The following is a 19632-nucleotide window of genomic DNA, read 5'->3' as shown; positions in this document are numbered from 1 at the left end:
GGTGGCCGAGCCGGCCCTGGAGGGTCTGATCGACGCGTTGCAGCGTCTGCCCGGCGTGGGCCGCAAGTCGGCGCAGCGCATGGCCTTCCACCTGCTGCAGCACGACCGCCCCGGCGCCCAGGCCCTGGCCGGCGCGCTGCAGCATGCGGTGGACGCCATGCACCACTGCGCGCGCTGCCACACCTTCACCGAGGCCGAGGTCTGCGCCACCTGCGGCGACCCGGAGCGCGACCCGCGGCTGCTGTGCGTGGTGGAGACGCCGGCCGACCAGGCGGCGCTGGAGCGCAGCGGCAGCTACCGCGGGCACTACTACGTGCTGATGGGTCGCCTGTCGCCGCTGGACGGCATCGGCGTGGAGGCGCTGCAGGCGCGCGGGCTGCTGGCGCGCGCCACCGATGGTGACGTGCAGGAGGTCATCCTCGCCACCAGCTTCACCGCCGAAGGCGAGGCCACGGCGCATGCCTTGTCGGAGGCCCTGCGCGCGCGCGGCCTGCGCGTCACGCGGCTGGCGCGTGGCGTGCCGGCGGGCAGCGAACTGGAGTACGTGGACCTGGGCACCATCGCCTACGCGCTGGTGGATCGACGATGACGACAAGCACCCCACGCGCCTTCAGGCTCACCGCCACCATGCCTGGCACGCCGGAGGTGGATCACCCCCGCCCCGAGCGGCTGGAGCGCGGCAACCCGAAGCGCGAGACCTGGAACCTGGTGGATGCAGCGTTGCCGCCTGGGCGGCTTTACGCTGGCGTCTGGCGCTGCGAACCGGGCCGCTGGCGCATCGCGATGGGGCCGCACGAGCACGAGCTGTTCACCGTGCTGGCGGGCCGCTGCCGCATCCATGGCATCGATGGCCACGTGGTCGAGGCCGGGCCGGGCGAGGCCATCGTGCTACCGGCCGGTTTCGAAGGCTCGTTCGAAGTGCTGGAGCCGCTGACCAAGACCTACGCCATCGTCGACGCGAGCGGCTGAGCCGTCCCTGGACCAGCCCGTGCGCGGGGCTTGAATCGCGCGCGGTCAGCGTTTGGACTTCGCCGTGCGGGTCACGGGCTTGTTCGCCTGGCTGCTGCCACCACCGGCGCTGCGCGTGCTGCGCTTCTTCGGCGGCAGCATCACGACGACCTTCGTGCCCGCACGGAACCTGGCCTTCACGCCGACGTCGTTCCAGCGCGCCACGTCCGTAGCCTTGAGGCGATACCGGCGTGCCACGCCGGCCACCGAGTCTCCCTTCTTGCCGACCTTGAGCACCACGCGGCGCAGGTTGCCGGCCTCCGGCACCAGCGCGATGCTGGCGTTCTCCGCCAGATGCTCGGCCACGTCGGCCTTCTGGGCCGGTTGCCGCGGCACGACGATGGCGGAGCCGGCGCGCAGCTTCATGCGCGGCGGGATGCGGTTGATGCTGCGCAGTTCCGTCTCGCTGGCGCCGACGATGGCTGCGGCCTGGGCCGGTGTCATCGTGCGCGGCGCCACCCACACCGTCCAGCTGGCCAGTGGCCCGGGGTGGGCCTTCAGCGCGGCCTGGAAGCGCTGCGCCACGTCGTAGGGCAGCAGCACCTCCGACGTGCCCGCGGCCAGGATCACCGGCTTGGCGTGCTGCGGGTTGAAGGCGCGGAAATCGTCCTCGTCCAGGCCGGCCAGGCGTGCGGCCAGTTCGACGTCGATGTCGCGCTCGATCGGCACGGCCAGGAACGCCGGGTGGTCCTCCAGTGGCGGCAGGGTCAGGCCGAAGGCCTCGGGCCGCATCACGATGTGCTTCATCGCGAGCAGCTTAGGCACGTAGTTGCGTGTTTCCTCGGGCATGCGCAGCGCCGCGTAGTCGGTCGGCTTGCTGCGGGCGGCGTTGCGTTTCATGGCGCGCGACACGCTGCCCTGGCCCCAGTTGTAGGCGGCCAGCGCCAGGTGCCAGTCGTCGAAGCGCTGGTGCAGGGACGTCAGGTAGTCCAGCGCCGCCCGGGTGGAGGCGATCACGTCGCGCCGGTCGTCGCGCAGCAGGTTCTGCCGCAGGTCGAAGGCGCGCCCGGTGGCGGGCACGAACTGCCACATGCCTTCGGCGGCGGCGCTGGAGCGCGCCTGCGGATTGAAGGCGCTCTCGATGAAGGGCAGCAGCGCCAGTTCCATCGGCAGCCCGCGGGCCTCGACCTCGTCGACGATGTGGAACAGGTAGCGCCCGCCGCGCTCCATCATTCGCGCCACATAGGCGGGCCGGGCCGCGTAGTAGGCCTCCCACTTGGCCACGCGCGGGTCGTCCAGGTCGGGCATGGCCATGCCCTGGCGCACGCGCAACCACAGGTCGGTGGGGATGCTCAGCGGTTCCTGCAGCGGTGCAGCGGCGACGTCCACGGGTTTCGGGTGCACCACCGCGGGAGCGGGCGACGCCGCGGGCGGCGCCACCAGCACCGGCGGCATGTCGTCCGCCGCGGCGACCGCGGGCGACGGGGGCGGCGCGGCGGCGGGCAGGCCGGCACAGCCAGCCAGCACGGTGAACGCGGCCAGCAACGACAGCGTGGCAAGCAGGCGCGTGCGGCTCATCGGAAGCCGTCCTTCCAGCGCCGCAGCGCACCGAAGACGGCCGGGCCGCTGTCGTCGACGGCGCCATGCGCACGTGCGGCGGCGATCACGCCCGGCTCGGCGCAGCGCAGGAAGGGGTTGATGGCGCGTTCGGTCGACAACTGCGACGGCAGGGTGGGGCGGCCGGCCGCCCGTTCGGCCTCGCACCAAGCCTGGTGGGTCTGGCGTGCCGCGTTGCCGGGTTCGACCGCGGCGGCGAAACGCAGGTTCGACAGCGTGTACTCGTGCGTGCAGCACACCCGGGTGTCGCCGGGCAGGGCGGCCAGCCGCTGCAGCGAATGGTGGAACTGGGCCGGCGTGCCCTCGAACATGCGGCCGCAGCCGGCGGAGAACAGCGTGTCGCCACAGAACAGCAGCGGCGCCTGGGTGGCGCCGCGCTCGGCGTAGGCGATGTGGCCGGCGGTGTGGCCGGGCACCTCGATCACTTCGAACGTGCGGCCCAGCACCTCCAGGGTGTCGCCGTCGGCCAACGGCACGTGGGGCTCCGGGGTACGTTCACCCGCAGGCGCCCAGACCGGGCCCTTCAAATGCGGGCGCAGGGCATCTACGCCGCCCACGTGATCGGCATGGTGGTGGGTCACTAGAATGCCGACGAGCGTGAGCCCGTGGGCCTGCAGCGCCGCGAGCACCGGGCCTTCGTCGCCCGGATCGACCACCACGGCCTCGCGGCCGTCGTGCAGCATCCAGATGTAGTTGTCGTCGAACGCCGGCAGCGGAAGCAGGGTCATGTCGCAGTTGATGACGCGCGAAGCGCAGATTGTAGAGTTGGGCGCGTGGCTGCAGAGCCCGCCCGGCCGCTATCTGCTGGCCTGGGAGCAGGACCGCCTGGACCACGACGTGGCCGACGCGTTCGGCTTCCACGCGCTGCAGCTGGGCATGCCGGAGCTCGACGGCCTGCGTGCCAACCGCATGCCGCACCGCTGGGTGGCCAGCGACGTGCTCTCCACACCCGAGCCGCTGCCGGCGCCGCCGCCGGCAGACGGCATCTCGACGACCCAGCTCGACGGCGACCGCGTGCACCTGCGCAGCGAGTTCGACGCGCTGCCGTTCCCGGCCGGGAGCCTCGATCTGGTGGTGCTGCCGCACAGCCTGGAACTGGCGCGCGACCCGCACCTGACGCTGCGCGAAGTCGAGCGCGTGCTGATGCCCGAAGGCCGGCTGCTGATCACCGGCTTCAACCCGGCCAGCCTGTGGGGCCTGCGCCAGCGCGTCGCCCGGCTGCGTGGCGCCCACGACCTGTTCATGCCGCGCGCCGGCGACTTCATCGGCTACTGGCGGTTGCGCGACTGGCTGCGTCTGCTGGGTTTCGAGGTCGAGGTCGGACGCTTCGGCTGCTGGCGGCCGCCCTGCGAAACCGAGCGCTGGCTGCAGCGCTATGCGTGGATGGACCCCATCGGCGACCGCTGGTGGCCGGTGCTGGGGGCGGTGTACTACCTGCACGCTGTCAAGCGCGTGCGCGGCATGCGGCTGGTGGGACTGGCCAAGCGCGACCTGCGCACCAGCCGCCAGGCGCAGCGGGCCGTGGCACAGCGGCGCCCGGCGGCGGCCACGCAGAAGACCGATGTCTGAACGAAAGAACGACGAAGGATGAGCGAGATCGAAATCTGGACCGACGGCGCCTGCAAGGGCAATCCGGGGCCTGGTGGCTGGGGGGCGTGGCTGAAGTCCGGCCCGCACGAGCGCGAGCTCTGGGGCGGCGAGCCGCTGACCACGAACAACCGCATGGAGCTGATCGCCGTCATCGAGGCACTGTCGGCGCTGAAGCAGCCCAGCCGGGTGACGCTGCACACGGACAGTGCCTACGTGAAGAACGGCATCACCACCTGGATCCACGGCTGGAAGGCCAAGGGATGGCTGACGGCCGACCGCAAGCCGGTGAAGAACCAGGACCTGTGGCAGCGCCTGGACGCGCTGCGGCTGCAGCACAAGGTGGACTGGCGCTGGGTCAAGGGGCACGCCGGGGACCCGGGCAACGAGCGCGCCGACGCGCTGGCCAACCGCGGCGTGGCCTCCGCTGGCGCGCGCTGACGCCGTCGCCGCAAGCCCCGGTACCGGCACGCAGGCCGCCGACCGGCTACAGTGGCGGATTGCCCAGGAAGCGCCCATGAACAAGAGCTTGAAGACCGGGATCGCCGTGATCGCGCTGGCCGGCGCCGGTGTGCTGGCGTGGTGGGTGCAGCGCCCGGCACCGCTGGCCGGCGGTGATGCCCGCAACGTGGCCGCTGGCGGCCCGCCCGCCGCCAAGGCGCCGGGCGGGGGTGTGCCCGGGGGGCGTGGCGGGCCGGCGGGTGTCGAGGTCGGCCGGGTCGAGGCCCTGCGCATCGTCGACGCGGCCGAGGCCGTGGGTTCGCTGCAGTCGCGCCAGGCGGTCACGCTGCGGCCGGAGGTCAGCGGCCGGGTGGCGGCGCTGGGCTTCACCGACGGCGCCCGCGTGCGCCGAGGCCAGCTGCTGGTGCAGCTGGACGACACGCTGCAGCGCGCGCAGCTGCAGCAGGCGCAGGCGCAGGCGGCCATCGCCCGCACGCAGCTGGCCCGCAACCGCGAACTCGTGGCGCAGGGCTTCGTCAGCCAGAGTGCCGTGGACCAGAGCGAGGCGGGTCTGGAGGTGGCCATGGCCCAGGTGGCGCTGGCGCAGGCCCAGCTGGCCCGGCTGCGGGTGCTCGCGCCCTTCGACGGCCAGGCCGGGATCCGGCAGGTCAACGTGGGCGACTACGTCAAGGACGGCGCCGACATCGTCACCCTGGTCGATGCCAGCCAGGTCTGGGTGGATTACCGGCTGCCGGAACGCTACGCCGCGCGCGTGCGACCGGGCCAGACCGTCGACGTGGCGCTCGACGCGCTGCCCGACCGGCGCTTCGCCGGCCGCGTGGAAGCCGTCGAGGCGCGGGTCGAGGCCGACGGCCGTGCGTTGCTGGTGCGTGCGCGGCTGGACAACCGCGACGGCCTGCTGACCCCGGGCATGTTCGCCCGCACGCGCACCGAGTTCGGCGTGCGCGAGCAGGCGCTGGTGGTGCCCGAGGAGGCCCTGGTGCCCGAAGGTGGCAAGCAGTACATCCTGCGCGTGGTCGACACCGACCAGGGGCCGATGGCCGAGCGCCTGGAAGCCCAGCTGGGCATGCGCGTGCCGGGCAAGGTCGAGGTGCTCCAGGGCCTCGCCGCGGGCGACCGGGTGGTCACGGCCGGCCAGGCGCGACTGATGCGGGGCAAGGGCGATCGCCAGCCGGTGCGCATCATCGAGCTCGGCGCGGCCCCGGCCAAGGCCGGTGGTGGTGGCGCGGGTGGCGCGGGCGGTGCGCCCGCACCCGCGCGGGCCGGCAGCGCAGCCCGCCCGGCGCCGTGATCCGGCAGACCCCGGGAGTCGGACCATGAAACTGTCGGAAACCTCGGTGCGCCGGCCGGTGCTGGCCAGCGTGATGTCGCTGCTGGTGCTGCTGGTCGGTCTGGTGTCGTTCCAGCAGCTCAGCGTGCGCGAGTACCCGCGCATCGACGAGCCGCTGGTCAACGTCTCCACGCGGCTGCAGGGGGCCTCGTCGGAGGTCATCGAGTCGCAGGTGACCAAGCCGCTTGAGGATTCCATCGCCGGCATCGACGGCGTGGACATCCTGACCTCGATCTCCCGCACCGAGCAGAGCCAGATCACGGTGCGCTTCAAGCTCAGCAAGGACCCGGACACCGCCGCCGCCGAGGTGCGCGACCGCGTCTCGCGCGTGCGCGGCCGGCTGCCCGATGCGGCCGACGAGCCCGTGATCGCCAAGGTGGAGGCCGACGCGACGCCGGTGCTGTGGCTGGCCTACGTCAGCGAGACCATCGACCCGCTGGAACTCACCGACATCATCAACCGCGTCGTCAAGCCGCGCCTGCAGACGGTGCCCGGCGTGGCCGACGTGCAGATCGGTGGCGCGCGCCAGCGCGCGATGCGCATCTGGGTCGATCCCGACAAGCTCGCCGCCTACCGGCTGACGGTGCAGGACGTCGAGGACGCGCTGCGCCGCCAGAACCTGGAGGTGCCGGCCGGCCGCATCGAGAGCCAGCAGCGCGAGTTCAGCGTCACCGCCCGTACCGACCTCAACACGGTGGCGCAGTTCGAGCAGGTGGCGCTGCGCACCATCAATGGCTACACCGTTCGCCTGCGCGACGTGGCCCGCGTGGCCGAGGCGGCGGCCAACGAACGCTCGCGCGTGCGCCTGAACGGCGTGCCGTCGATGAGCACCGGCATCATCCGCAACGCCACCGCCAACCCGCTGGACGTGGCCGACGGCGTGCGCAAGGTGCTGCCGCAGATCCAGCGCGACCTGCCGCCGTCGGTCACCGTGGTGCAGGCCACCGACCTGTCGGTGTTCATTGACCGCTCGATCAAGGCTGTCTACACCACGGTGGCCGAGGCCGTGGTGCTGGTGGCGCTGGTGGTCTTCGTCTTCCTGCGCACGATGCGGGCGTCGGTGATCCCGCTGGTGACGATTCCCGTGAGCCTGGTAGGTGCCTTCGCGCTTATCGCCGCCTTCGGCTTCACGATCAACACGCTGACGCTGCTGGCCCTGGTGCTGGCCATCGGCCTGGTGGTGGACGACGCCATCGTCGTGCTGGAGAACATCTACCGCCACATCGAGGACGGGCTCACGCCGTTCCAGGCGGCGCTCAAGGGCATCCGCGAGATCAGCTTCGCCGTGGTGGCGATGACGCTGACGCTGGCTGCGGTGTTCGCGCCGCTGGCCTTCACCCCGGGGCGCACAGGGCGCCTGTTCAGCGAGTTCGCGCTGACGCTGGCCGGCGCGGTGCTGGTCTCGGGCTTCGTGGCCCTGACGCTGACGCCGATGATGTGCAGCAAGCTGCTGCGCCACAACCCCAAGCCCGGCGCGTTCGACCGCGGCATGGAACGCCTGCTCGACGGCCTGGGTGGTGCCTACGAACGCGTGCTGCGCCTGTCGCTGCGGGCGCGCTGGATCGCGCTGGGCATCATGGTGGCGGCGGCTGGCGGCAGCTGGTGGCTGTTCAGCACCGCCAAGAGCGAACTGGCGCCCTACGAGGACCGCGGCGTGATCGCGATGCCGGTGCGCGCGCCCGATGGGGCGACGCTGGAATACACCGCGCGCTACCTCGACGCGATCGAGGACATCACCAGCCAGTACGCCGAGTTCGACCGCCGCTTCACCTTCGTCGGCGGCGGCGGCGTCTCCAGCGCCTTCGGCGTGCTGCGCACCGTGGACTGGGCCGAACGCGACCGCACCACGCGCGAACTGGCGCAGCAGCTGCTGCCCAAGCTGCTGGCGCTGCCCGGGGTCAGCGTGTTCCCGTCCACGCCGCCCAGCCTGGGCCAGAGCTTCCGCTCGGTGCCGGTCAACGTGGTGCTGGTGGCCAACGACAGCTACGAGAACATGGCCGCCAACGCCCAGCGCATGCTCGCCGAGATGCGCACCAATCCCGGCCTGGTGCAGCCGGACATCGACCTGCAGCTCAACAAGCCCGAGATCTTCATGGACGTCGACCGCGCCCGCGCGGCCGACCTGGGCGTGTCGGTCGACGCCGTGGCGCGCACGGTGGAGACCATGCTGGGCGGCCGCGTGGTCACGCGCTACAAGCGCGACGCCGACCAGTTCGACGTGCTGGTGCAGACCGATGCGCGCGAGCGCACCCGGCCGGAGGACATCGAGCGCCTGTTCGTGCGCGGGCGCGGCGACGTGATGGTGCCGCTGTCTCAGTTGGTGAAGGTGCGCGAGGCGGTGAGCCCGCGCGAGCTGAATCACTTCAACCAGCGGCGTTCGGTCACGATCACGGCCAACCTGACGCCGACCTATGCGCTCAGCGATGCGCTGGCCTACATGGACGAACTGGCCGCGCGCGTGCTGCCGCCCGGGTATGCCACCGAGCTCAACGGCGTCAGCCGCGAGTACCGGGATTCGTCCGGTTCGCTGGGCCTGGTGTTCGTGCTGGCACTGCTGTTCATCTACCTGGTGCTGGCGGCGCAGTTCGAGAGCTTCATCGACCCGTTCACCATCCTGCTGGCGGTGCCGCTGTCGATGGTCGGCGCGCTGGGGGCCATGCACCTCACCGAAGGCACGCTGAACGTGTACTCGCAGATCGGCCTGATCACGCTGATCGGCCTGATCGCCAAGCACGGCATCCTGATCGTGGAGTTCAGCAACCAACTGCGCCAGCAGGGTCTGGCGCTGACCGATGCCGTGGTCAAGGCCTCGGGCATGCGGCTGCGGCCGATCCTGATGACCACCGGCGCCATGGTGCTCGGCGCGCTGCCGCTGGCGCTGTCCACCGGCGCCGGCGCCGAGAGCCGGCAGCAGATCGGCTGGGTGATTGTCGGTGGCATGAGCGTGGGCACGCTGCTGACGATCTTCGTCGTGCCGGCGGTCTACACGCTGCTCGCACGCAAGGGCATCCCGGGGGAGATCACCACGCCGGAGGAGGGCGTGGGGCAGGCGGCCTGACCGCTGTTGACCCTCTCTCCATGGGCTCGCAGAGCTCACCCGGTTCACAAGGCGAGGAACGGTCCGCAGGGACCGTTCCTCGTCCTGGCTCATCCACGGCTTCGCAGAGCTCAGCCGGTTCGTGAGGCGTGAAACGGTCCGCAGGGACCGTTTCACGTCCACACTCACCCACCGATGTAGTGCATCTCCACACGGCGCTCGCCCGAGCCCGTGTCGGCCGCCATGCTGCCGCGCAATTCCGAGTAGCGGTCATCGCGCCGGCCCCAGATGTCGCCGATGACGGCGGCGATCTGATCCTCTCCTGCGCCGCCGCGCAGCAGGGCACGGAGATCGTGGCCGCGGCTGGCAAACAGGCACAGGAACAGCTTGCCCTCGGTGGACAGGCGGGCGCGGTTGCAGTCGCGGCAGAAAGCCTGGGTGACGCTGGAGATCACGCCGATCTCGCCACCGCCGTCGGTGTAGCGCCAGCGCTCGGCCGTCTCGCCCGGCGCGTTGGGGTCCAGCGGCTCGAGCGGGAAGGCCTCGCCCAGGCGCTGCACCACGTCGGCCGACGGCAGCACCTCGTCCATGCGCCAGCCGTTGGTGGCACCGACGTCCATGAACTCGATGAAGCGCAGCACCACGCCCGGGCCGTAGCGGTCACGCACCAGGCGCGCCAGCGGCACGATCTCGTGGTCGTTCGTGCCCTTGCGCACCACCATGTTGACCTTGATCGGTGCCAGGCCCACGCTCTGCGCGGCGTCGATGCCGGCCAGTACGTCGGCCACCGGGAAGTCGACGTCGTTCATCTGCCGGAAGATGGCATCGTCCAGCGCATCCAGGCTCACCGTCACGCGCTGCAGGCCGGCGTCCTTGAGCGCCTGCGCCTTGCGCGCCAGCAGCGAGCCGTTGGTGGTGAGCGTGATGTCCAGCGGTGCACCGTCGGGCGTGCGCAGTTCGGCCAGCATGCCGATCAGGGTCTCCAGGCCCTTGCGCAGCAACGGCTCGCCGCCGGTCAGGCGCAGCTTCTGCACGCCGTGGGCCACGAACAGGCGGGCCAGCCGCGTGATCTCCTCGAAGCTCAGCAGCGAGGTCTGCGGCAGGAAGCGGTAGGTCTTGTCGAAGACCTCCTTGGGCATGCAGTAGCTGCAGCGGAAGTTGCAGCGGTCGGTGACCGAGATGCGCAGGTCGCGCAGCGGCCGGCCCAGCGTGTCGGACAGCAGACCCTGCGGTGCCGCGATGCGGTCGGGGATGCGCGGCACCTGCGCCGCCACGCGGGTGTCGACCAGGGGAATGATGTTCTCGCCCATGCCCGGATTGTGCCCGGGCGGCTCAAGACCCTGACGTGGGGGTGACCCGGCGGGCACCGTCGAAGCGCCTGGACCAGTAGGGCGTGTCCATGCGCTCCACGCGCACCTGCTGCCCGCTGCGCGGCGCGTGGACGAAGCGGCCGTCGCCGATGTAGATGCCCACGTGCGAGAAGGCGCGCTTGAGGGTGTTGAAGAACACCAGGTCGCCGGGTTTCAGGGCCTGGCGGGACACCGGCGGCAGGCCGGCCTGCTGCGCCTGCTCGGCCGAGCGGCGTGGCAGCGTGATGCCCAGCACCGACGAGACCACGTGCCGTGTGAAGCCGCTGCAGTCGAAGCCTTCGCTGGCGCTGTCGCCGCCGCGGTGGTAGCGCACGTCCAGGAAGTTCAGTGCCGCGATCACCAGATCTCCTGCGTGATCGGCAGGTGAAGGGGCAGCAAATGGGGCAGGCGCCTCGGCCGCCGCCGGCCACACGCCGCGCTCCGCCAGCAGCGCACCCAGCGCATCGTCGGCCTCCTGGGCGACGCAGGGCAGGGCCAGGCCGGCGGCCAGCAGCAGGGGGAGCAGTCGGGGCATCGACACGGCGCGCACAATAGTTGCGCCGACGGCGGGCTGTCAATCGACGCCATGCCGGTTCCCTGGTTTCCGAGACAAGAGAGGTTCCCCATGTTCCAGGCCTTGCTGCTGGAGAAGGGCGATGCGGGCTTCGCCTGCACGCTGACCGACGTCGATGAATCGCGCCTGCCCGGCCCCGACCGTGCCGACGTGCTGGTGCAGCCCGCGTACTCGACCATCAATTTCAAGGACGCGCTGGCGCTGACCAACAAGTCGCCCGTGGTGCGCGCCTGGCCGATGGTGCCGGGCATCGATGGCGCGGGGACGGTGCTGGAGAGTACGCACCCGGACTGGCAGCCCGGCGACCGTTTCGTGCACAACGGCTGGGGCGTGGGGGAGACGCACTGGGGCTGCCTGGCCCAGCGCGCGCGCCTGAAGGGCGACTGGCTGGTGAAGCTGCCCTCGGCCTTCAGCCCCCGCCAGGCCATGGCCATCGGCACTGCCGGCTACACCGCGATGCTGTGCGTGATGGCGCTGGAGCGCCACGGCCTGCAGCCCGGCGACGGCGAGGTGCTGGTCACCGGCGCCACCGGCGGCGTCGGCAGCGTGGCCATCGCTTTGCTGGCGAAGCTGGGCTTTCGCGTGGTGGCCGCCAGCGGCAAACCACAGGAGGCCGACTACCTGATTGGTCTGGGCGCCGCTACCGTGGTCGACCGCGCCGAGTTCGCCGCCGCCGGCAAACCGCTGCAGAAGGAACGCTGGGCCGGTGTGGTCGACGCGTTGGGCAGCCACACGCTGGCCAACGCGCTGGCGCAGACCCGCTATGGCGGTGTGGTGGCCGCGTGCGGGCTTGCGCAGGGCATGGACCTGCCGGCCTCGGTGGCGTCCTTCATCCTGCGTGGTGTCACGCTGGCCGGCATCGACAGCGTGATGGCACCCCGTGCGCTGCGCCAGCAGGCCTGGGACCGGCTGGCCCAGGACCTCGATCCGGCGCGGCTGGAGGCCATGACCACCGAAATCGGACTGGCCGACGCGCCGGCCTGGGCCGAGCGCCTGATGGCCGGCCAGGTGCGTGGCCGCTGCGTGGTGCGCGTGGGCTGAAACCCGCCACTGCGGGTCGACTATGGCCGGCGGAGGGTGCGGTGACGAGCCTTGCGTTCGATCAAGGACAGACCGACTCACGCGCGGCGCCGGTGTCCAGCGTCAGCGCCCTGCAAGCGGGCCATCCATAATTATTAATTCAGAATCGTCTGCCAGTCGTGCCCGCCCTTGGGCACGGGTGGTGGGTTGCACTGGAGGAGACCTGCATGTCCTACGCCGACTTCTATCGCCGTTCCATCGAGGACCGGGACGCCTTCTGGGCCGAACAGGCCGCCCTCATCGACTGGCAGACCCCGTTCACCCAGGTCTGCGACCACAGCCAGCCGCCGTTCGCGCGCTGGTTCGTGGGCGGCACCACCAACCTGTGCCACAACGCGGTAGACCGGCACGCCGCCACGCACCCGGAGCGCAACGCGCTGATCTTCGTCTCCACCGAAACGAACCAGGAGCGCATCTACAGCTTCGCCGAACTGCAGGCCGAGGTCGAGCGCATGGCCGCCATGCTGCAGGGCCTGGGCGTCAAGCAAGGCGACCGCGTGCTGGTCTACATGCCGATGATCCCGGAGGCCGCGTTCGCGATGCTGGCCTGCACGCGCATCGGCGCGTTGCACTCGGTGGTCTTCGGCGGCTTCGCCAGCCACAGCCTGGCCAGCCGCATCGACGATGCCGAACCCGCCGTCATCGTCAGTGCCGACGCCGGCAGCCGCGGTGGCAAGGTCGTGCCCTACAAGGGCCTGCTGGACGAAGCCATTCGCCTGGCCACGCACAAGCCGGCGAAGGTGCTGATGGTCAACCGCGGCCTGGCGGAGATGCCGATGACCGTCGGTCGCGACGAGGACTACGCCGCCTTGCGTGAACAGCACCTGGACGCCCGCGTGCCCTGCACCTGGGTCGCGGCTGACCACCCGAGCTACACGCTCTACACCAGCGGCACCACGGGCAAGCCCAAGGGCGTGCAGCGCGACACCGGCGGCTACGCGGTGGCGCTGGCCGCGAGCATGAAGCACATCTTCCTGGGCAACCCGGGCGAGACCTACTTCAGCACCAGCGACATCGGCTGGGTCGTGGGCCACAGCTACATCGTCTACGGCCCGCTGATCGCCGGCATGGCCACCATCATGTACGAGGGCCTGCCGACGCGGCCCGACGCCGCCGTCTGGTGGAGCCTGGTCGAGAAGTACAAGGTCACCTCGATGTTCAGCGCGCCCACCGCCGTGCGCGTGCTGAAGAAGCAGGACCCGGCGGCGCTGAAGCAGCACGACCTGTCCAGCCTGCGGGCGCTGTTCCTGGCCGGCGAGCCGCTGGACGAGCCCACGGCGCAGTGGATCGCCGAGGCCCTGGGCCGGCCCATCATCGACAACTACTGGCAGACCGAGACCGGCTGGCCCATCCTGACCATCTGCAACGGCGTGGAGAGGGCGCCCAGCAAGTTCGGCAGCCCGGGCAAGGCGGTCTACGGCTACGACGTCAAGCTCTTCGACGAGAACACCGGCGAGGAACTCACCGGCGCCCACCAGAAGGGTGTGCTGGCCATCGAGGGCCCGCTGCCCCCGGGCTGCCTGCAGACCGTCTGGCGCGACGACGACCGCTTCGTGAAGACCTACTGGAGCAGCATCCCCGGCCGGCAGGTCTACAGCACCTTCGACTGGGCGATCCGCGACGACGACGGCTACTACTTCATCCTCGGCCGCACCGACGACGTGATCAACGTGGCCGGCCACCGCCTGGGCACGCGCGAAATCGAGGAAAGCATCGCCAGCCATCCCAACGTCGCCGAGGTGGCCGTGGTGGGCGTGGCCGACAACCTCAAGGGCCAGGTGGCGATGGCCTTTGCGGTGCTGAAGGACACCACGGCGCTGACCGACGCCAACGCGGCGCTGAAGCTCGAAGGCGAGATCATGAAGGTGGTCGATGGCCAGCTCGGGGCGGTGGCGCGGCCGGCGCGTGTGCGCTTCGTGACCGTGCTGCCCAAGACGCGCAGCGGCAAGCTGCTGCGGCGGGCGATCCAGGCGGTCTGCGAAAGCCGTGACCCCGGCGACCTGACGACCATCGAGGACCCGACGGCACTCCAGCAGATCAAGGACCTGGTCGGCGGCTGAACCTCGTGCCATCGGGGGCCCCCGCCGGTGGGGCCCCGTGCTGGCGATGGTCGCGTGGCGGCGGCGGAGGGAGACTGCCTGCATCGTTTTGCAGGAGCCGACCATGTCGTTGGATCGTCGCCGTTGTCTGCAGTGCCTGGCCGGACTGGGCCTGGGCATGCACGGACTCGTTGTGGCCGGCGGCGCACCGCGCGCGTCGTTGATGGAGGCGCGGGACGCGCCTGACGACGTCGACCCGCGAGGCTGGCTGGTCAGCGAAAAGCTCGATGGCGTGCGCGCGGTCTGGGACGGGCAGGCGCTGCGGTTTCGAAGCGGCGCTCCCATCGTGGCGCCTGGGTGGTTCACCGCTGCGCTGCCGGCCACTCCGCTCGACGGCGAACTCTGGGCCGGCCGCGGCCGGTTCGAAACCCTCGTGAGCACGGTGCGCCGGCAAACGCCCGACGACGCGGCGTGGGACGACGTGCGCTACCAGCTGTTCGACCGGCCCGGTGCGCCCGACCCGTTCGCCGCGCGCGCCGCGCAGCTCCGCGACCTCGTGTCGCAGGCCGGCGTGTCGCACCTGCAGGCGGTGGCGCAGATGACGCTGGAAAGCCCGGCCGCGCTGCAACGGCAGCTGGGGCGCGTGGTGGCCCAAGGCGGTGAGGGTCTGATGCTGCACCGAGCCACCGCGCACTGGCGCCCGGGTCGCAGTGGGGATCTGCTCAAGCTCAAGCCGCTGGCCGATGCCGAGGCCGTCGTGCTGGGGTACGAGCCCGGGCGGGGGCGGCATGCGGGGCGCCTGGGCGCCCTGGCCGTGCAGGCGCCCGATGGCCGACGGTTTCGGCTGGGCACTGGCCTCAGCGACGCCGAGCGGGATGCGCCACCCCCGGTGGGCGCCGTCGTCACCTACACCTATCGCGGCCTCACCGAGGCTGGCCTGCCGCGCTTCGCCAGTTTCCTGCGCGTGCGCCGCGTGCCCTGAGGCCCGGTCAGGGTAGGGCGTCCTGGCTCAGCAGAACCAGCCGCTGGGCCGTGCGGTGGGCCGGGTGCTGGATCCCGTCGCGCAGGGCCACCTGGCCGGTGGTGCCGGGCTCGAGCACCGCGTGGTCGAGCGGCTCCGTGCCCGCCCAGGGCAGGGCTGCCACCTGCGTGAACGTGGCCGCCTCGAAGACCAGCACGGCACGGGTGGTTCCGAAGTCGTCGTTCAGGCAGGCGATGCGCGTGGCGGAGAGCCCGCGGCAGTAGCGTGCCCCCGCGAGCGTGCCTCGCGCCGACAGGTCCGTGCCATGGGCACGGTTGCCGAAGACCAGAAGGTTGCCGATGCGGTCCAGGGCGCTGATGTAGAAGCCACCGCCGGCGTTCACGACGGTCTCTTCCACCAGGCCATCCGACTGCACGGCCAGCTGCCGCAGCCCGAACTCCGTGGTCTCGTTGTTGAAGCCGAAGACGCGCGTGCCGGTGGCGTCGAAGGCGACCAGATTCGAGCCCGTGTGGTCCTGCGTCATCCGTGGCTGGAGCTCACCTTGGCGCAACAGCACCACACCCGCGTGTTTGGGCGAGATGCCCGGTCGCATGAGCGAGATCGCCACGGTGTCCGCCTCGATCGGTGACGGCGCGATCGACTCGGCCAGCAACTGGCCGTAGAACGGCACCACGGGCAGGCGGTGGCGTGCCACCTCGGTCATGCCCGGCAGGCGCAGTTGCAGGAGTTCGCCGCTGCCGTCGAGCGCGACGAAGAGCGATTGCCCGTCCGCCGAAAGCGCCATCGCGCCGGGCGAGGAGCCCACGGGTGCCGACAGCGTCACCTCACCGGTGTCGGGGGCGATCGTCGCGATCCGGTTGCCGCGAGTGGGATCGGTGGCCGGCACGCTCGCGTAGTACACACCGCGGGCGCGGTCGGCCACGACGTCCTCGTTCGGCAGCGGCACCACGCGGGTGACCGGGAAACGCCCACTCGTGAACGGGTCGACCCCATCGACCGTGACGGACCTCAGTGTCCAGACCTCGCTCTCGCTGGCGCTGCCATCATTGGCGCTGTAGGTGGACTCGATGCGCACGGGGCCCACGCCTTCGACGAGCCACTCGGTCTGCTGGAAGTCGATCGTCAGATCGACGTAGCGCGTGTAGTCGGACGGCAGCAGGGTCAGCGTCACCGTCGTGCGCACGCGAAGGGCCAGCACGGGACCGCCCGGGCTGGCCACCATCTCCTGGCCGAAGACGTACTGCACGACCGAGACATCGACGCCGTCGTCGACGCCGTCACCGTCGAGGTCCTCGCCGAGGCTGCCGCGGCGGGACTGGACGGCCGGCATGGACGTGGCCGTGAAACGCACCGGGTACAGCAGCAGGCTGCTCAGCACCTCGGCGGTGGCCGGTGGCAGGTCCAGCGCCTGCTGGCCATCGAACTCCCAGCCTCGGGTCGTCCAGCGGTAATCGGTCGTGGTGGTCGTGCCGTCGGCGACCTCCGTCACCGTCGACCGCCCGGCTGCACCTGGCGTCGACGTGATCACGGCGTCGCCCAGGCGCGTGCCGGAGTCCGCCTGTCGTTCGTACACCCAGCGGCCGACCTGGGCGAAGGGCAGGTACTCGCGGCCGCCGGTGGGCAGCAGGTCACCAGTCGGGAAGCTCTCGGTGCGGGACGCCGCCGGAGGCGGGCGCGTGTCGGCCGCCGGTGGCGTGTCGCCACCGCCACCACCACCGCAGCCTGCCACCAGCCACGCGCAGGCGACCATCGCGCCGAGGCGGCGCCATGCAGACTCGTTCATGCGGACTCCCTGCGGCCGTTCGGCGGCCGCGATCTTTTCTTCTTCAGCGGTTTGGACGCTACGGCACTAGAGGACGTCGCTGGCGTAGTCCGCCAACCGCGAGCGTTCACCGCGCGCCAGCGTGACGTGCCCACCGTGGGGCCAGCCCTTGAAGCGGTCCACGGCATAGGTCATGCCGCTCGAGCCCTCGGTGAGGTACGGCGTGTCGATCTGCGCCAGGTTGCCCATGCAGATGATCTTGGTGCCGGGGCCGGCGCGCGTGATCAGCGTCTTCATCTGCTTGGGCGTCAGGTTCTGCGCCTCGTCGATGATCACGTACTTGTTCAGGAAGGTGCGCCCGCGCATGAAGTTCATGCTCTTGATCTTGATCTTGGCGCGGACCAGGTCGTTGGTGGCGGCACGGCCCCATTCGCCGGCGCTGCCGTCGGTGCGTGCCAGGACCTCGAGGTTGTCGTCCAGCGCGCCCATCCAGGGGCCCATCTTCTCCTGTTCGTCGCCGGGCAGGAAGCCGATGTCCTCGCCCACCGGCACCGTCACGCGGGTGACGATGATCTCGCTGTAGCGGCGCTCGTCGAGCACCTGCGCCAGCCCGGCGGCCAGCGTCATCAGGGTCTTGCCGGTGCCGGCGGTGCCGGCGAGCGTGACGAAGTCGCACTCCGGGTCCATCAGCAGGTTGAGGGCGAAGTTCTGTTCGCGGTTGCGGGCCGTCACGCCCCAGACGGCGTTCTTGGCGTGCGTGTGGTCGCGCAGCGTCTTCAGCACCGCGGTCTTGCCGGTGATCTCGGCCACGCGGGCGTACAGCGGCGCCGCCCCCGGGGTCTCGAGGTAGACGAACTGGTTGACCAGCAGTGCCGGCACCAGCGGGCCGCTGATGCGGTAGAAGGTGTGGCCGCCCTGCTGCCAGCTCTCCATCGTCTTGCCGTGGCGCTCCCAGAAGTCCGCCGGCAGCGGCAGCACGCCGGTGTACAGCAGGTCGCCGTCCTCCAGCGTCTTGTCGTTGTAGTAGTCCTCGGCGGCCAAGCCCAGCGCACGCGCCTTCACGCGCATGTTGATGTCCTTGGACACCAGCACCACCTCGCGCTGCGGCTGCTGCTCGCGCAGGCTCTGGACCACGCCCAGGATCTGGTTGTCGGCCTTGCCCTGCGGCAGGCCCTCGGGCAGCTTCACGTCCAGCAGCGTGGTCTGGAAGAACAGCTTGCCGCCGGCCTGCTTCTGCCCGGTCTTGGCCAGCGGGATGCCGGCCTTCGGATCCAGGCTGCCCTCGGTGGCCAGGGCATCCAGTTCACGGCTGACCTGGCGTGCATTGCGCGCCACCTCGCTCATGCCCTTCTTGTGGCCGTCGAGTTCCTCCAGCGTGATCATCGGCAGGAAGACGTCGTGCTCCTCGAAGCGGAACAGGCAGGTCGGGTCGTGCATCAGCACGTTGGTGTCGAGCACGAACAGCTTGGCCGGCCCGGTGCCGCGCTGCCGCTTCGGCGTCGCCTTGGCTACCGTTGCCGGCGCAGGGGCAGCGCGCACCGCGGTCGGTGCGGGGCGATCCAGGACAGGCGGCGCCGCGGTGACGGCCGCACGCAGTTCCGTCGGCGCCGATGCCGGCTCGGCGGGTGAGACGCTACGGGCACTGCTGCGGGCCTTGGCCCGTGGTGCGGCCTGCTTCTCGAAATCGGTGGCGGACAGCAGGGCGGCCTTGCGGGTCGGCGGCTTGGGAAGCGGCATGGGGGCGAGGATCTCCGGCGAGGCCAGGGGGTTCAGGTGGGTGTGAACAAAAAAGCCGCACGGGAGACCGTGCGGCTTGTTCGTCGGGGGCGTGCAGCGCGCGTGCTCAGCGGCATGCGGCCATCATACACAGGCGCTTGGGCCCGCGGTCGGGGTCAGCCGGCCTTCAGCGCCTTCACGGCGGCCAGCACCTCGTCCACGTGGCCAGCCACCTTGATGCCGCGCCATTCGGCACGCATCACGCCCTCGGCGTCGATCAGGAAGGTGGAGCGCTCAATGCCCTTGACCTTCTTGCCGTACATGATCTTGTTCTTGACCACGCCGAACATGTGGCACAGCTTTTCCTCGGTGTCGGCGATCAGCTCGAACGGCAGTTCGAGGTTGGCCTTGAACTTGTCGTGGCTGGCCATGTTGTCGCGCGAGACGCCGAAGATCACCGCGCCGGCCTTGACGAATTCCTTGTGCTTGTCGCGGAACTGCATGGCTTCGGTGGTGCAACCGGGCGTGGCATCCTTGGGGTAGAAGTACAGCACCACGGACTTGCCGATGTAGGCGTGCGGCGTGAACGTCACACCATTGGTGGCCTGCGCTTCGAAATCGGGGAGGGCTTTGTTGACGACGGGTGTCATGGTCATGGTGTGCTTCGCCGGCTGCGGCCTAACAGGTGATTATAAATCCAGTGTCAGGGCGGCCCGGTTCAGGCACTACCCTCCCCATCACGCCCGCGGCTCCGGGGCCAGCAGCAGCGCCGCGGCCACGGCACGGCCCTCGGCCGCGAGCACGTTGTAGGTGCGGCACGCTGCCGCGGTGTCCATGGTCTCGACGCCGATGCGGCGCTCGATCAGACCGCGCAGCCACGCCGGCTGCGGGAAACGCAGTCGTGCGCCGCTGCCGAACAGCACGACCTCCGGGGCCAGCGCAATCAGCGCGTCGAAACTCGCGGGCCCCAGGTCCTCGAACCGCGCAGCGTCCCAGTGCAGCACATCGCCGCGGTGGGGCACCAGCACGCTGTGCGTGTACGGTGTGGCGCCGACCCACACCTGCCCAGGTTCATGGCGGGTCAACACGTTGACGCCGGGCAGTGTGTCGGGCTGGAACTTCATGCGGCGATAATTCTAGTTTCGTCGC

Annotated in this window: 17 protein-coding genes; 9 read left to right on the top strand and 8 right to left on the bottom strand. The window is 70.7% G+C overall.

Annotated elements, in window-relative coordinates; all coding sequences use genetic code 11:
- The first annotated feature begins 1 nt into the window (after position 1).
- Together recR and ENE75_RS15450 are read left to right on the top strand one after the other, a co-directional pair.
- The gene (recR, locus tag ENE75_RS15455; protein ID WP_128199234.1) at positions 2–589 is read left to right on the top strand and encodes a recombination mediator RecR; all 588 of its coding nucleotides are present in this window, start codon (positions 2–4) and stop codon (positions 587–589) included.
- Entirely contained in the window at positions 586–969 is a 384-nt protein-coding gene (locus ENE75_RS15450) for a cupin domain-containing protein (protein WP_233259108.1), read from the top strand. Before recR ends, ENE75_RS15450 begins: the two co-directional genes overlap by 4 nt.
- Before the next feature lie 45 nt (positions 970–1014).
- On the opposite strand, the gene ENE75_RS15445 is transcribed toward ENE75_RS15450, so the two are convergent.
- Both ENE75_RS15445 and gloB read right to left on the bottom strand, forming a co-directional pair.
- Positions 1015–2526 (bottom strand): transglycosylase SLT domain-containing protein, encoded by a 1512-nt coding sequence (locus tag ENE75_RS15445; RefSeq protein ID WP_128199233.1) that lies wholly within the window; start codon positions 2524–2526, stop codon positions 1015–1017.
- Entirely contained in the window at positions 2523–3293 is a 771-nt protein-coding gene (gloB, locus tag ENE75_RS15440; RefSeq protein WP_128199232.1) for a hydroxyacylglutathione hydrolase, read from the bottom strand. Before gloB ends, ENE75_RS15445 begins: the two co-directional genes overlap by 4 nt.
- On the opposite strand from gloB, the gene ENE75_RS15435 reads away from it, so the two are divergent.
- From ENE75_RS15435 to ENE75_RS15420, 4 genes are all read left to right on the top strand, one after another.
- The gene (locus ENE75_RS15435; protein WP_233259107.1) at positions 3292–4134 is read left to right on the top strand and encodes a class I SAM-dependent methyltransferase; all 843 of its coding nucleotides are present in this window, start codon (positions 3292–3294) and stop codon (positions 4132–4134) included. The two genes, gloB and ENE75_RS15435, sit on opposite strands and share 2 nt — an antisense overlap.
- A gap of 18 nt (positions 4135–4152) precedes the next feature.
- Complete coding sequence (gene rnhA, locus ENE75_RS15430; protein WP_128199231.1) at positions 4153–4593, top strand: ribonuclease HI; 441 nt, start codon at positions 4153–4155, stop codon at positions 4591–4593.
- Between the two features lie 76 nt (positions 4594–4669).
- A complete protein-coding gene (locus ENE75_RS15425; protein WP_128199230.1) occupies positions 4670–5905 on the top strand; it encodes an efflux RND transporter periplasmic adaptor subunit in 1236 nt (411 codons plus the stop codon).
- A gap of 25 nt (positions 5906–5930) precedes the next feature.
- Entirely contained in the window at positions 5931–9002 is a 3072-nt protein-coding gene (locus tag ENE75_RS15420; protein ID WP_128199229.1) for an efflux RND transporter permease subunit, read from the top strand.
- Between the two features lie 164 nt (positions 9003–9166).
- On the opposite strand, the gene moaA is transcribed toward ENE75_RS15420, so the two are convergent.
- Positions 9167–10291 (bottom strand): GTP 3',8-cyclase MoaA, encoded by a 1125-nt coding sequence (gene moaA, locus ENE75_RS15415; RefSeq protein ID WP_128199228.1) that lies wholly within the window; start codon positions 10289–10291, stop codon positions 9167–9169.
- 22 nt (positions 10292–10313) lie between these two features.
- Positions 10314–10865 (bottom strand): C40 family peptidase, encoded by a 552-nt coding sequence (locus tag ENE75_RS15410; RefSeq protein WP_128199227.1) that lies wholly within the window; start codon positions 10863–10865, stop codon positions 10314–10316.
- 90 nt (positions 10866–10955) lie between these two features.
- Here ENE75_RS15410 and acuI point away from each other — a divergent pair, with 90 nt between their 5' ends.
- From acuI to ENE75_RS15395, 3 genes are all read left to right on the top strand, one after another.
- The gene (gene acuI / locus ENE75_RS15405; protein WP_128199226.1) at positions 10956–11945 is read left to right on the top strand and encodes an acrylyl-CoA reductase (NADPH); all 990 of its coding nucleotides are present in this window, start codon (positions 10956–10958) and stop codon (positions 11943–11945) included.
- A 206-nt stretch (positions 11946–12151) separates the two neighbouring features.
- A complete protein-coding gene (locus ENE75_RS15400; protein WP_128199225.1) occupies positions 12152–14044 on the top strand; it encodes a propionate--CoA ligase in 1893 nt (630 codons plus the stop codon).
- Between the two features lie 157 nt (positions 14045–14201).
- A complete protein-coding gene (locus ENE75_RS15395) occupies positions 14202–15005 on the top strand; it encodes a DNA ligase (protein ID WP_233259106.1) in 804 nt (267 codons plus the stop codon).
- Positions 15006–15012: 7 nt separating this feature from the next.
- On the opposite strand, the gene ENE75_RS15390 is transcribed toward ENE75_RS15395, so the two are convergent.
- The 4 genes from ENE75_RS15390 to ENE75_RS15375 all read right to left on the bottom strand — a co-directional run bounded on the left by ENE75_RS15390 (position 15013) and on the right by ENE75_RS15375 (position 19607).
- Positions 15013–16788: a YncE family protein gene (locus tag ENE75_RS15390; protein WP_128199223.1), complete on the bottom strand. Its 1776-nt coding sequence runs from the start codon at positions 16786–16788 to the stop codon at positions 15013–15015.
- 66 nt (positions 16789–16854) lie between these two features.
- Complete coding sequence (locus tag ENE75_RS15385) at positions 16855–18504, bottom strand: PhoH family protein (RefSeq protein WP_128199222.1); 1650 nt, start codon at positions 18502–18504, stop codon at positions 16855–16857.
- 155 nt (positions 18505–18659) lie between these two features.
- Positions 18660–19133: a peroxiredoxin gene (locus ENE75_RS15380; protein ID WP_128199443.1), complete on the bottom strand. Its 474-nt coding sequence runs from the start codon at positions 19131–19133 to the stop codon at positions 18660–18662.
- A gap of 87 nt (positions 19134–19220) precedes the next feature.
- Positions 19221–19607 carry an Mth938-like domain-containing protein gene (locus ENE75_RS15375; protein ID WP_128199221.1) on the bottom strand — a complete coding sequence of 129 codons (387 nt, stop codon included), beginning with the start codon at positions 19605–19607 and terminating at the stop codon, positions 19221–19223.
- Between the last annotated feature and the right edge of the window lie 25 nt (positions 19608–19632).

The sequence above is a fragment of the Rubrivivax albus genome, from assembly GCF_004016515.1.
Lineage (GTDB): Bacteria > Pseudomonadota > Gammaproteobacteria > Burkholderiales > Burkholderiaceae_C > Rubrivivax > Rubrivivax albus.
The sequence above is the reverse complement of the archived record's forward strand: the minus strand, read 5'-3'. Positions and strand labels throughout refer to the sequence as shown.

Coding starts and splice junctions, on each gene's coding strand:
- gloB (WP_128199232.1), bottom strand. CDS start 3,293: ATGACCCTGCTTCCGCTGCCGGCGTTCGACGACAACTACATCTGGATG.
- ENE75_RS15435 (WP_233259107.1), top strand. CDS start 3,292: ATGTCGCAGTTGATGACGCGCGAAGCGCAGATTGTAGAGTTGGGCGCG.
- ENE75_RS15450 (WP_233259108.1), top strand. CDS start 586: ATGACGACAAGCACCCCACGCGCCTTCAGGCTCACCGCCACCATGCCT.
- acuI (WP_128199226.1), top strand. CDS start 10,956: ATGTTCCAGGCCTTGCTGCTGGAGAAGGGCGATGCGGGCTTCGCCTGC.
- ENE75_RS15410 (WP_128199227.1), bottom strand. CDS start 10,865: ATGCCCCGACTGCTCCCCCTGCTGCTGGCCGCCGGCCTGGCCCTGCCC.
- ENE75_RS15395 (WP_233259106.1), top strand. CDS start 14,202: ATGCACGGACTCGTTGTGGCCGGCGGCGCACCGCGCGCGTCGTTGATG.
- ENE75_RS15425 (WP_128199230.1), top strand. CDS start 4,670: ATGAACAAGAGCTTGAAGACCGGGATCGCCGTGATCGCGCTGGCCGGC.
- ENE75_RS15420 (WP_128199229.1), top strand. CDS start 5,931: ATGAAACTGTCGGAAACCTCGGTGCGCCGGCCGGTGCTGGCCAGCGTG.
- ENE75_RS15385 (WP_128199222.1), bottom strand. CDS start 18,504: ATGCCGCTTCCCAAGCCGCCGACCCGCAAGGCCGCCCTGCTGTCCGCC.
- ENE75_RS15390 (WP_128199223.1), bottom strand. CDS start 16,788: ATGAACGAGTCTGCATGGCGCCGCCTCGGCGCGATGGTCGCCTGCGCG.
- ENE75_RS15375 (WP_128199221.1), bottom strand. CDS start 19,607: ATGAAGTTCCAGCCCGACACACTGCCCGGCGTCAACGTGTTGACCCGC.
- ENE75_RS15400 (WP_128199225.1), top strand. CDS start 12,152: ATGTCCTACGCCGACTTCTATCGCCGTTCCATCGAGGACCGGGACGCC.
- moaA (WP_128199228.1), bottom strand. CDS start 10,291: ATGGGCGAGAACATCATTCCCCTGGTCGACACCCGCGTGGCGGCGCAG.
- ENE75_RS15380 (WP_128199443.1), bottom strand. CDS start 19,133: ATGACACCCGTCGTCAACAAAGCCCTCCCCGATTTCGAAGCGCAGGCC.
- rnhA (WP_128199231.1), top strand. CDS start 4,153: ATGAGCGAGATCGAAATCTGGACCGACGGCGCCTGCAAGGGCAATCCG.
- ENE75_RS15445 (WP_128199233.1), bottom strand. CDS start 2,526: ATGAGCCGCACGCGCCTGCTTGCCACGCTGTCGTTGCTGGCCGCGTTC.